Source organism: Nodosilinea sp. LEGE 07298, from assembly GCF_015207265.1.
GTDB lineage: Bacteria > Cyanobacteriota > Cyanobacteriia > Phormidesmidales > Phormidesmidaceae > Nodosilinea.
Genome location: NZ_JADEXE010000035.1, coordinates 23,403 through 35,942 on the forward strand (window position 1 = coordinate 23,403; position 12,540 = coordinate 35,942).

Below are 12,540 nucleotides of genomic sequence, written 5' to 3' on the forward strand. Positions count from 1 at the left end.
ACATTTAGTCCAATTACAGTTCACTACGGTGATCTGGCTAATTTTCCGATATAGGCTCAGTTTATTAGTAAGGGGCTTAGTTTTAGCAACGGAAAAATTTTGGTCGTTAAGGCTGAAAATATTATGGAGTATAAGTTGTGACCGTTAAGTCTGCCTGTGCTGATTCAGACATGGAACGAAAGGAAGCAACAACAGAAATTTAGATCACCGTGGCTACCTATTCGGCAGAGGGTTTTGCCAGCAGGGTTGGAATCATCTGGGCCAGTTGTTTGAGGCGAATGGGTTTGCTGATATAGTCGTCTGCTCCGGCAGCCAGGCAGCGCTCTCGATCGGCGGGCATGGCCAGGGCCGTGAGGGCCACAATGGGCACGTTAGCCAGGGCTGGATTTTGGCGAATCTGACGGATAGCTTCTAACCCGTCGAGCTGGGGCATTTGAATGTCCATCAAAATTAAATCTGGGTTGGCGCTAGTAGCCAGGTTAACCGCTTCCAGGCCGTTTTGGGCGACGATTAGAGCGTAGCCCTTGGCGGTTAGATAGGCGGTGATGGTGCTGACATTGGCGGCGTTGTCTTCGGCCAGCAAAATTAGGGGAGCGGTGGTGGGATCTAAGGGCGCAATAGCCTCAATGGAGCTTGGGATAGCTGTTGCCGAGACATGGCCGGTGGGGATGGGAATGATGGGCAGTTGCAGGGTGAAACAACTGCCGCTGCCGACTGCGCTGGTCAGTGTCACTTTGCCGCCATGGATTTCGGCAATCCGTTTCACCAGGGCTAACCCTAACCCGGTGCCCTGGTACTGGCGGTTGAGGGCGCTATCAATCTGGATAAAGGGTTGAAACAGCTTTTTCGCGTTCTCAGGGCTGATGCCGATGCCTGTATCGGCAACCGACAGGGTCAAAATCCCCACCGTGGCGGCGAGATCTACTTCGGGATGAATGAGGTCTCGATTGCTGGCGATCGCTTCTGGAGACAGAGCTGTGTAAGCGGCTGTAACCGTGATGCGGCCCCCTGCGGGGGTAAACTTAACGGCGTTGCTGAGCAAGTTAACGAGCATCTGGCGCAGGCGACGCTCATCTCCATAGATCTCGGGTAGGGTGCTGGGAACGTGCGTTTCCAGGTGCAGACCTTTCTTGTGGGCCTGTTGTTTGACCAAGGTAAGGCTGGAATTACAGAGCAGACACACATTAACCGCAGCATAGTCGAGTTCGAACTGTCCCGACTCAATCTTGGCCACATCTAGAACATCGTTGATCAGCGATAACAGATGGTTGCCGCTGGTTTCAATGGTGGTCAGGCTGCGGCGCTGGCGGTCGGTGAGGGGGCCAAAGACTGCTTCTTGCAGGCCCTCGGTCATGCCCAGGATGGCATTGAGAGGAGTGCGCAGCTCGTGGCTCATATTGGCGAGAAATTCGTCTTTGAGGCGGGTGGCGCGGGCCAGTTCGGCGTTGGTGTGCTGCAAGTCTAGTTCGGCCCGTTTGCGATCGCTAATATCGCTAGCAGCCCCAAACCATTCGAGAATGTCGCCCTGCTCATTGAGCACCGGAATGGCGCGCGAAAAAGTCCAGCCGACGGTGCCGTCCTGCCGTAGGACCTGGTGTTCTAACTCAAACGGACTTTTTGTTTGAATGGCATGCTGAATAGCGGCCCATACTCGGGCCTGTTCTACCGGGGGAATATAGGGATCTAACCACGACTTGCTGGCGCTGTCGGTACTGACCAAGAACTCTTTGCCATCCAGCGGTTTCATTTCCTGCCAGTCGGCGCTCATTCTATAGACAATATCTGAGCTGGCATTGATAAATAAGCGGAGTTCTTCTTCGCTCTTCCGCAGGGCGGTTTCGGCCTGTTTGCGATCGGTAATATCGCGGTTAATGCCCACCATGCGGGCGGGGTTACCTTGGGCATCGTGCTGCACCTGGGCAAACGACTGAATCCATCGCAATTCGCCATCAGTGCGCCAGATGCGAAACTCGACCCCGGTGAAAGGTGCGCCCTCAATGGCGGCCTGCCGCAGCGCCTCAACCCGCTCAATATCGTCGTGGTGAACCTGGCTGCGCCAAGCTTGCCAAGGCACAAACTGGCTGCTTTCAGGGATGCCATACATGCGACATAGCGCCGCATCCCAATACAGTTGCCGGTCTAAGTCCCAACTCCAAACGCCCAGTTGGCCTGCCTCCAGGACGAGGGAGAGACGATCACTTAGGTTTTGCAGGGCAATTTCGGCCTGTTTGCGATCGCCTACATCTGCAAAGAGAACGAAAACCTGATGGGGCGCATCTTCGCCAACGGGGCAAACCATCACTTCAAACCAGCAATCCAACACATCTGATCGAATGTCTTGACGAATGGGTTTACCCGTTGAGAGTACCTGGGCGTAGAGGTCGTTCCAAAATGACGCGATTCCCGGTATGAGTTCGCTAGCAGTTTTACCCACCGGATCAACAGAAGCAAGGCTACAATGCCGACTAAAGGCGGGGTTGGTTTCTAAGAAGCGGTGCTCGTAGGGAGTGCCTGCGTCATCAAACAATACCTCAGCGATGCAGAACCCGTCCTCAATGGAATTGAACAGTTGGCGGTATCTTGCTTCTGATTTCCGCAAGGCAAATTCGGCCTGTTTGCGATCGGTGATGTCGCGGATAACGAACAAAACTTCGTTCGGGCCACAGGGAGCTACCCGCACCTCCCTGACCAGCAGCGCACCGTCAACCTCCACCTGCTGCTCGCTAACATGGATAGTCTTGGTAGTCAGCGCTTGCTCTATCCGATGCCGGTGAGCTTGGGCAACTTCAGGGGGCAACACGTCTGCCATCGTGCGCCCAACTAATGTAGCGAGGCCAGTAATCTCTAGCGTGGAGTCGGAGGGGTAGAAGTCAAGGTAGACCCCGTCACGGTTGACCCGGAAGACGTGATCGGGCAGGGCCGCCAGCATCGCTTGCAGGTAATCGCGGCTCTCTTTCAGGGCTACTTCTACAGCTTTGCGATCGGTAATGTCGGTAGACATGCCGCAGAGGGCGTAGACCTCACCCTGCTCATCCCGCAGCAAAAACTTATTGGATAAAAAGACCCGATCTTCACCATTGACTCGAACGATTTCTTCAAACTGCTGCACACCACCCTGTTCTAACAACAGCAGGTCATTCGCCCGCAAGGTATCGGCAATCTCAGGTGGGAAAAACTCGTGAATCGTTTTGCCAATAACGTCTTCAGGCTGGCAGTTAAAGAGCCTCAGAAATGTTTGATTGACAAAGATGTATCGCCCTTCGAGATCTTCAACATAAATTTTGGCTGGAGAGTTATTGAGGATGGCTCGCACCTCGGCCTGGCTTCTGTAAAGATCTGCGGTGCGTTCTGCAACTTTTTGCTCTAAAGAGTGATTCAAGTCTTGCAGGGCGAATTCGGCCTGTTTGCGATCATGAATGTCCGTAGCCATCCCCAGCCACTGTATCTCTTGATCAGACTGAACACGAATAGCTTGGCTCAGATGCCAGCGATAGTCGCCATTGGCTCGGCGCATCCGGTACTCGGTTTCATAGGGCATCCCTGTTTGCACCGACTCTATCCAGCGATCGCGCACTCGCCCTAAGTCATCGGGATGCACAATGAATTGCCAATCAAAATCCATGAGTTGCTCTGTGGCCAAGCCGACATACTCACCCATGCGCTTGCTGACGTAAATATGACGCCCTGCCATATCAGCACTCCAGACAATCTGAGGAGCCAGTTCGACTAACAAACGGTAACGTTCTTCGCTATGGCGTAAAGCTCGTTCCACTCGGATACGCTCAGTGACATCCTGAGCCATCACCAGTTCAGCCCGTCGCCCCGCAAACTCCAGGGCATACGACACAATCTCAACTTGAATGATCTGGCCATCTTGCAGGCAATGCTGCCAGACACCAGCTATATCTAACCCAGATGCAACCTGGGCCACATTTTCCAGTAGTCGGGGCACGTCTTCTGACGGGCGAATATCGGCAATAGTCATGGCTAAAAATTCTGCCCTGGCATAGCCATATTTGGCGATCGCGGCATCATTCACGGCCAAAAACCGCAGGGTTTCCAGGTCGTATACCCACATGGGTTGAGGGTTACAGTCAAACAGGTGGCGGTAGGTAGCCTCCTGGGCTATCAAGGTCTCGCGAAACTGGCGATTTTCCTGGGCAATCCGCTGGAGTTCTTGCTCGATACGTTGTTCGCTCTGTTCGCGTTCGGCGTCAAGCCGTTTCTGCTCGCTGATATCGGTAAAATAACCCACTACCTCCTGGGGCAATCCCTGGGCATCCCGAAAGAGCACGAGGGTGTCACGGATCCACAAGTAATGCCCATCCCGATGGCGAAGCCGGTAATCATGTTGCAGCTTGCTCTGCTCAAACAGCTGAGGAATGGCCGCAAACACACCGGGGGCATCTTCCGGGTGCAGGCGCTGCTCCCAAAAATCCGGTTCTGCTTTGAACTCGTCTGGGGTATAGCCCAAAACCGTCTCAAGGCTTTGGCTGATGTAGGTGCAGGAGTAGGGAGGGTCAACCTCGCAACTGTAGGTGGTCGCTGGGCTGGTGTTGGCCATCCACTGCAGCCGATGGGTCTGGGCCTCAAGTTGGGCAATGTGTCGCTGCTGTTGCTCAAGCTGCCCTTGCTGCTGAGCGTAAGCCTGGCGAGCAGCATCACGCTCAGCCGCTAGCTGGTGGGCGTAATGCTGAATCTGGGCCTGAGCTGCCTCTAGTTGCTGTTGGACCTGGTGATCTCGGGACATTGTAAATGTATTCCCTGAAAACCTTGGTGTTTGGTGGCTGAAGTACAAATTAGTCTACAAGGATATTTGAAAGAGTTAGCCTAAAAGCTAAATCGGAGTTGTTCGATGTTACTTAGAGACCATCTGCGTTTTGTAGAAATGGTTTCCGTGAGAGATTCAGCTGCTGAATAGTTGCCTGCGCGCACAACTAGCCGAGCTGGCTTGCCCCACACTTATACAGAACGGTTGTTACAGTGGGCCGATTTTCAGCCGGGAGACACGGTTCTGGAACTGGCGGCCAGCTTTGGCTATAGCGCGATCGCCCTGGCCCAGCGCTACGGTGTCCGGGTCGTAGGGGTCGAGAAAAATTCGGAAAGCGTAGCCCGAGCCCAGGCCAACATTCGGGCGGCGGGGCTAACCAGTCAAGTGGAGGTGATCGAAGGCGATGTGTTTCACCTGGAGCGCATTCCAGAACAGTTTGACTATGTGCTGGCAGAGGCGATTTTGACAATGCAATCGGTGCCGGGCAAGGTGAAGATCTTGCCCGGCGTAGGCGATCGCCTCAAGCCAGGCGGGAAATTCCTCTCCCATGAGCTGATCGCCCGTGACCGGGAAGACGAGATCCATCAAGCCCTCGCCGCCACCCTGCGGGTAAACTCCACGCCCCTATCCGCCGCCAACTGGCAAAAAGCCCTGGAAGAGGCAGGCTTAACTCTGGTTAAACAGCAGACCGGCCCAATGGGATTGCTCACCCCTGCCCGCGTGATTCAAGACGAAGGGGTAGTCGATGCGGCTAAGTTTGCCTGGAATGTACTGACCCATCCCCCCATTTATCAGCGTCTGCTATTTTCTGTCTGGCCAGGGGCACCGATATTGCAGAACACACCTCCACCCGTAATGCTGTGGTGCAGGTGTTAGAGGGGCAGGGGACCCTGACCTTGAACGGTGAGGACGTTGAGTTGGTGCCGGGGCGGTTTGTCTTCATGCCCGCCAATGCTCCCCATGCCTTGAAGGCGACCGAGAATCTGGCGTTTCTGCTGACTCTAAGCGATCCTGTACCGTCAGAGAATTAAGGTTTGCTGGGGATAGTTGGGGATTTAGCCGCCGGTTTTCTGGGGGCAGAGGGTTCCGGCTCTTCTTCCCCCAGGGCAATGGCCTCTAACTTTTGCCAGTTCAAAACGGTAATTTTGCCGCCGCGACTGTAAGCTACAACGCCTTGGAGCTGTTTGAACAACCGCACACATTCTTCGTAGGTGATGCCAATGCTGCGGGCTAGTTCGTAGTAGGAGAGGTGCGATCGCAAACACAACGCCCCAGGCTGGCCAAAATTGCCCCTTTCCTGTTGAGCTGCCGCCTGAATAAAGCGAGCTAGGCGCACAATGGCCCGTTCTGAAACCAGCCCGTGGATACGATCGTGGAGCCGCTGCAAGCGCTGGTTATAAACACTCATCATGTCCAGAGCGATCGCTGGATTGGCCTGAATAATCTGTAACAGCGCCTCCCGATCAACGGTGAGCACTTGAACAGCACTTCCGGCGGTGACGGTGGCTGGAGCAATACTATTACCAAATAGGGCCGGGGCGGCAAAGATATCGCCCTGGGATAGGGTCCGCAAAATGGTCTCTTTACCGGTGGTGGCGGTTTTAGACACCCGCAGTAGGCCATCGAGCAGAGCATACAGCCGAGCCGCCAGAGTATCCCCCTCATGCATGACCGTTTCACCCTGTTGATAGGTATGCACCTGCGCATGGGTTTGCAGACTGGCCAATTGTTCCGGCTGCAAATGAGCGAAGACCGAAATAGAAGCCAGTTGGCTAATGGTTGCTTTCATACCTGAGGGAAAAATAAGGTCGCATCTGCACCGACTGATCCTAACGAATGGAATTATGAACCCGCTGACCCCATATGGGGAATCTACTTTCAGTCAGGGTTTCTCATGTCGAATTTCGTCTTACTGCTTATAGGTATCTACCGACGTCAGCGTACATGAGCTACCTCATACAGGCTGCGGCTGTGATTTGGCAGAGTAAACCTATCCCTTGCATCAGGAGACTGGGCAATGCAATCTTCATCCCTCAATTTGCAACCCTCTTTGAGCACCGTTAAAAAGCGGAATCCCCAGGCCTGGTATCGTCCCATCTTTTCCCCAGAGCATGGGGTTTACGTGGTGCTGCTGGTCGCCTTCAGCACCGGAGCCGCTGCCGCCCAGGCCTGGACCTGGACCACCACTCTGGCCCTGCTCGGTGCCTTTGCTGGATTTCAGGCAGAACATCCCTGGATGCTGCAAATTAAGCAGCGCAGCAGTATTAAACCTCGCTTCTGGGTCTGGGGTGGTCTGTATTCCCTGGTGGCGGGCGGTATTGCCCTTTACCTGCTGTGGCATCAGGGTTGGTGGCTGTCCCCCTTGTGGATCATTTATGTAGGAGCCTTCGCTGCCTTTTGTGTGGATGGTATGGCGGTGTTTCGCCGGGGGCAAAAGTCGGTCGCCAATGAGCTGATCACCTTTGCGGCGGTCTGCCTATCGGCACCCTTTGCCTACATTGTCACTACAGGCACACTCGTTCCTGAGCTCTGGGGGCTCTGGGCGTTGAACACGCTGTTTTTCTCCAGCGCTATTTTTACAGTGAAGTTTCGGAAATCGAAGACCCACTCGGCGGTGCCGGGCGAGGTGTTTCATGCGATCGCCACCCTGCTCATTCTCACCCTGGCTTGCTTCGGTCTGTTGACCCCTCTCACCGCCAGCGCTTTTAGTGTGGCCCTGCTCAAGTTCGGCATTATTCTCTGGCAGCGCGACTGGTATTGCACCACCAAAATTCAGCGGGTAGCCCTGCTTGAAACCAGCATGGCGCTGTTGTTCTTGGTGGTTACAGCCCTGTCGCTATTGCCTGCGCGCTGGCCTGCTTAAGCAGTAGCCCGATAAAAAGCTCGATTCGATTCGACTCGAATTGTTTCAATTAATTTTGCAAAGATTGCTTCAATCAGTGGGGATTTTTCGTTAAGGGGAATCTCAACGGATTGAGGCATTTTTGTTAGCTACAGACTCAATTCATGGGATCTCAAAATGTTACAAAAGCCTTTAAGTTTTCATCTCCGAAAGACCGTTGCAATCATAACATTTTGCAACAATAAACGATTCGATCGAAAGGCGTAAAACGGAGATTTAGCAAGGCTTTTAGACGTTTATTCTCTATCTCTATGAGCTATCTCATAGAGGTCGCTATTCCTTTTGGGCAGAGTAGGAACTGAACTTAGACGCAGGGTTAATCAGTCGTTCTATTTTCTGCCTATTTAAGCGAGATGTAACGATGACAAGTCCATCGATTGGTATAAAAGGCACCCCAACAGCAACTCAGCGGTGGCGGTTGAGCTTACCCGCCTGGCTAGTGCTAATGTGTGTCGTCATGTTCTCGGTGCTGTTGGGCGCAGGGGCCGCCATCTGGAAAAATGCGCCCCCTGTCCCCGCCACGGTAGAGTCGCCCCAGCATGAGGTGATCTGGACCCAGGCCCAGATTCAGTCAGGCCAGGAAACCTACCTGGCTCGCGGCGGACAGCACATCGGTAGCGTGTGGGGCCACGGCAGCTACCTGGCCCCCGACTGGTCTGCTGACTTTCTGCACAAGTGGGGGCTGGCCACCGCTGGAGTGCTCTACAGCGGCAATCCTGATTTTGGCCAGGCCGATTTAGAAGCCCTGCCCGTGGGCGATCGCGCCAGTCTGGAAGCCCAGGTCAAAGAACAGTTCAAGACCAACCGCTACGATCCGCAAACGGATGTCTTGACCCTGACCAATGCCCAGACCCAGGCGCTGCCCCAGGTCTTTGACAGCTATCAAACTCTGCTAACCCAAGGCTCGCGGGAGCACTCCATCCCCAGCGGCTGGTTCACCAACGATGAGCAGGTGCGAGATGTCACCAGCTTCTTTGCCTGGACAGCCTGGGCTGCCTCCGCCAACCGCTTCAACGCGCCCTTCTCCTACACGGCCAACTTCCCCCACGATCCGCTGATTAGCAATACCGCCCCGCCCCAGTTTCTGGTCTGGTCGATTGTGTCGGTGATTTTGCTGATTGGTGGCATTGGCCTGTTTCTCTTCGTCAATCTGACCCAGGAAGATGTTGAAGACGTGCAAACCGTGACGGCCCTTCCGGCGGTGCGCCTGGCGACCCCCAGCCAAAAGGTCACCACTCTGTTCTTTGGCGTGGCTATGGCCCTGTTCCTGGTGCAAATTGCCATGGGCATGGTGACGGCTCACTACGCCGTTGAGGGCGATGGCTTTTACGGGGTACCGCTCGATCGCTTCCTGCCCTACGCCGCGTCTCGCACCTGGCACCTGCAACTGGCGGTGTTCTGGATTGCCACTTGTTGGTTGGCCGCAGGGCTGTACTTTGCCCCCCGATTCGGCAAGCACGAACCCAAGGGACAGGCGATCGGCAATGGCGTGCTGTTGGGCGCACTGACGGTCGTCGTCGTCGGCTCGATGATTGGCTCCTGGGCTGCCGTGCAAGGCATTCTTGGCAATAGTTTGAGCTTTTTGCTGGGCCACCAGGGCTATGAATATGTAGAACTGGGCCGCATTTGGCAAATTCTTTTGATTGGCGGCATGGTGCTCTGGCTAGGCCTGATGTTCCGTGCCCTGCGTCCGGCCCTCAAGCAGGAAGGTTCGAAAACGGGCCTGAACCACTTCTTTCTCTATAGCGCCATTACCATTCCCCTGTTCTACTCAGCGGGATTGATGTACAACAACCACACCTCTCTCAGCCTGGCGGAATACTGGCGTTGGTGGGTAGTGCACCTGTGGGTAGAAGGCTTCTTTGAAGTGTTTGCGACGGTGGCGATCGCCTACCTCTGTAGCGAACTCGGCTTCCTGAAGCGGGCAGCGGCGCTGCGGGCCACCTACCTGACCACGATTCTGTTTTTGGGCAGTGGCATCATCGGCACCCTGCACCACCTATACTTTGCCGGCACCCCCGTCTTCATTACCGCCATGGGGTCGGTCGCTTCCGCCCTGGAAGTGGTGCCCCTGACCCTGATCGGCTTTGAAGTGGTCAAATCCCTGAAGCTGTCGCAAAATGCCCAGGGTTTCTACCGCATGCCCCTGCGATTCTTTATCGCCACCTGTGTGTGGAACCTGGTGGGTGCTGGCATCTTCGGCTTTCTGATCAACCCACCGATTGTGCTCTATTACTCACAAGGGTTAAATACCACGCCCATTCATGCCCACTCGGCCCTGTTTGGGGTGTATGGCTCCTTAGCTCTGGCCCTGATGCTGTTCGCCCTGCGGGAAATCACCCCTGAAAAAGCCTGGAACGAGAAGCTGCTGAAGTTCTCCTTCTGGCACATCAACGGCGGTCTGGCAGTGATGATGGTCTTTGGCCTGATTCCCAACGGCTTCTACCAGTTTGTGCAGTCCGTTAACCACGGCACCTGGTACGCCCGCAGCGCTGAGGTGATCCATTCGCCCTTCATGGAATGGACGGTGTGGCTGCGCATTCCCGGCGATGTCATCTTCACTGTGGGTGCCCTGGCGATGATGGCGTTCGTGGTGCAGGCCATCTGGGCCATTCTGCACCAACCCACCCTGCAGACACCGCCCAAGCCTGTGCAGCCCATTGTTGAAGCCCAGTAAATAGTCTTAGGTTCTCGGTTTCTGAAGAAATCGAGAACCCCTCAACCGACGTATCGACTAATCTCCCTAACTAACAGGTCTACCTATGACTCGCTTACTCGTCGGCATTCTAGTGTTTGTGATTAACACTGTGTACGCTAATCGTCCTTACCCCCGATTCTATGTGCTCGAAACCGTCGCCCGCGTTCCCTATTTTTCCTATCTGTCGGTGCTGCACCTGTACGAAACCCTGGGACTCTGGCGCAAGGCCGACTGGCTGAAAATTCACTTTGCAGAATCTTGGAACGAACTGCACCACCTGCTGATTATGGAAGAACTGGGCGGGGCCAACTTTTGGGGCGATCGCCTGCTCGCCAGAACCGCCGCCTTGGTCTACTACTGGGTGATTGCCGTCCTCTACCTGGTTGACGCCCGCTCGGCCTACCACTTTATGGAATTGGTGGAAGGCCACGCCTACGCCACCTACGACAAATTCCTCAAAACCGAAGCCGCCACCCTCAAGACTCAGCCCGCTCCCGCCGTGGCCGTGAAGTACTACCGCGACGGCGACCTCTATATGTTTGATGAGTTTCAAACGGCGCAGGTGGCCGCCGATCGCCGCCCCCAGGTCAACACCCTCTATGACGTGTTTGTCGCGATTCGTGACGATGAAATGGAGCATGTCAAAACCATGGTGGCCTGCCAGCATCCCAACGCTCAGCAGGAACTCCTCAGCCCTCACACCGCTGCCGTTGAACTTACCCTTCTCCCGATTGACGAAGAAATCGCCACTCAAGACAAAGTCCTCGCTGGCGAAGGCTCATAATCCCCTCACTTACCCATCTCCTCAAAACCGGAGAACAACCATGGCAACTTTCCCCATCGACACCACCGTAGGCGCGATCGTGCGCGACTATCCGGACCTGTCGCGATTGTTTGAGCAGGTCCAAGGTCGATTACTGCTGTGGCGGCAACAAGACCTTGACCGAAGCCTGCCAGCAAAAAGGCCTTGACCCCCAGGTGTTTCTGGCCCAGCTAGAGGATTATGCCGCCACCACCGATGTGCCGGAGATAAACGTCGCCGCCCTGTCCTTAACCGAACTAACCGGCCATATCGAACGCATTCACCACGCTTACCTCCATGAGGAATTGCCCCGTCTGGAGAAAATGGTGACTAAGGTAGGGCTTGCTGAAAAAGTGCCTAAAGCTAAGTGTACAGAGTGATTCAGCGGGGTTAAGAGCTGCTAAAGTGCAAGGAAAATAGTGCGTTGCCGCTGAAATCCTTGGACGCCGAGACCGATATACCGCCAAACGAGCCCAGGACAACTGAGTTTTGAGAACGTTTACTTGCCGTTTGGAGGCAAGCTGTCGGGGAAGAATCGCTGGGTGAAACTGGCGGCGATGATTCCGTGGGAGAGGTTTGAATCGAGGTATGCGGCGCAGTTCAGCGAGGGGCAATGGGCACCGGCCAAGCCGTTTCGACTGGCACTGGGGGCGTTGATTAATAAAGAGCGGCTAGGGGTGAGTGATGGGGAGACGGTAGCGCGAAAACAACATAGATACCTTGAAGGGGTCAACACAGAGCAGCCATCGCCAACGAGCCTGATCGGTTTAAAGAACGGGCAAGTTTGGCGCAGCTAACGCGAAAGAAAAGCTTTCCCAAGCCGCGATCGCGCTTGGGCGCAACGCAAAATCTCCTTGCCTCCCAGTTAACTATTTTTGTAATTGCTCAACTAGGTTGACGGGTAGCGGCGAATAAGAGAGGGTGGTAAACTTTTGCCATGCAAGACCTGCCGCCGTTAGAAGGCCTCAGTTCTGGGGAGAAAGACGCTCTGATACGAGAGCTGTGGCAGAGGGTGCAAGCGTTGCAGGCAGAAGCCGAGAAGCGTCAACGAAAAGGCGTCAAGAAAACGTCACGCAATTCAAGTTTGCCACCAGCGAAGGGATTTAAGCCCAATTCAGAGGGTTCCAAGGCCAGCCAAAGCCAGCGAACCGCGAGTGTTGGCCGAGCGGGAGGTGGGCGTGAGTTGACCCCGTCGCCCGACCAGGTGGTTGTGGCGCGAGCGAGTCGTTGCCCTCACTGCGGCAGCGAGGTAGAGCGTGCTCGTCAACAACTCAAAGCGGTCTATGAGCGAATTGAACTGCCCCAAGTTCGGCCTCAGGTGACCCGTGTCGAGCGCTACGGTGGGCAGTGTTCGTGCTGTCAGCAGA

Annotated in this window: 9 protein-coding genes and 2 pseudogenes; 9 read left to right on the top strand and 2 right to left on the bottom strand. The window is 55.0% G+C overall.

Annotation, left to right across the window (positions count from 1 at the left end):
- Positions 1-217 precede the first annotated feature (217 nt).
- Complete coding sequence (locus tag IQ273_RS07345) at positions 218-4,750, bottom strand: PAS domain S-box protein (RefSeq protein ID WP_194022518.1); 4,533 nt, start codon at positions 4,748-4,750, stop codon at positions 218-220.
- A gap of 201 nt (positions 4,751-4,951) precedes the next feature.
- On the opposite strand from IQ273_RS07345, the gene IQ273_RS07350 reads away from it, so the two are divergent.
- Positions 4,952-5,647: a cyclopropane-fatty-acyl-phospholipid synthase family protein gene (locus IQ273_RS07350; protein ID WP_228052487.1), complete on the top strand. Its 696-nt coding sequence runs from the start codon at positions 4,952-4,954 to the stop codon at positions 5,645-5,647.
- On the top strand, positions 5,632-5,802 hold the full coding sequence (locus IQ273_RS07355) for a cupin domain-containing protein (protein WP_313898039.1): 171 nt from the start codon (positions 5,632-5,634) through the stop codon (positions 5,800-5,802). The genes IQ273_RS07350 and IQ273_RS07355 overlap by 16 nt, the downstream gene beginning before the upstream one ends.
- Here IQ273_RS07355 and IQ273_RS07360 read toward each other — a convergent pair.
- On the bottom strand, positions 5,799-6,560 hold the full coding sequence (locus tag IQ273_RS07360) for a Crp/Fnr family transcriptional regulator (RefSeq protein WP_194022520.1): 762 nt from the start codon (positions 6,558-6,560) through the stop codon (positions 5,799-5,801). The genes IQ273_RS07355 and IQ273_RS07360 overlap by 4 nt on opposite strands.
- A gap of 228 nt (positions 6,561-6,788) precedes the next feature.
- Between IQ273_RS07360 and IQ273_RS07365 the strand changes: the two genes are divergently transcribed.
- The 7 genes and pseudogenes from IQ273_RS07365 to IQ273_RS07390 form a co-directional block, all read left to right on the top strand.
- Positions 6,789-7,634 (top strand): YwiC-like family protein, encoded by an 846-nt coding sequence (locus tag IQ273_RS07365; protein WP_194022521.1) that lies wholly within the window; start codon positions 6,789-6,791, stop codon positions 7,632-7,634.
- A 400-nt stretch (positions 7,635-8,034) separates the two neighbouring features.
- Positions 8,035-10,350: a nitric-oxide reductase large subunit gene (locus IQ273_RS07370; RefSeq protein WP_194022522.1), complete on the top strand. Its 2,316-nt coding sequence runs from the start codon at positions 8,035-8,037 to the stop codon at positions 10,348-10,350.
- A gap of 85 nt (positions 10,351-10,435) precedes the next feature.
- On the top strand, positions 10,436-11,155 hold the full coding sequence (locus tag IQ273_RS07375) for an alternative oxidase (protein WP_194022523.1): 720 nt from the start codon (positions 10,436-10,438) through the stop codon (positions 11,153-11,155).
- A gap of 40 nt (positions 11,156-11,195) precedes the next feature.
- Complete coding sequence (locus IQ273_RS33530; protein WP_228052490.1) at positions 11,196-11,342, top strand: hypothetical protein; 147 nt, start codon at positions 11,196-11,198, stop codon at positions 11,340-11,342.
- On the top strand, positions 11,311-11,553 hold the full coding sequence (locus tag IQ273_RS07380) for a hypothetical protein (protein ID WP_228052492.1): 243 nt from the start codon (positions 11,311-11,313) through the stop codon (positions 11,551-11,553). The genes IQ273_RS33530 and IQ273_RS07380 overlap by 32 nt, the downstream gene beginning before the upstream one ends.
- 75 nt (positions 11,554-11,628) lie before the next feature.
- Positions 11,629-11,898: pseudogene (locus IQ273_RS07385) on the top strand (IS5/IS1182 family transposase); the annotation flags it as partial.
- A gap of 212 nt (positions 11,899-12,110) precedes the next feature.
- A pseudogene (locus IQ273_RS07390) lies at positions 12,111-12,540 on the top strand (IS66 family transposase); the annotation flags it as partial.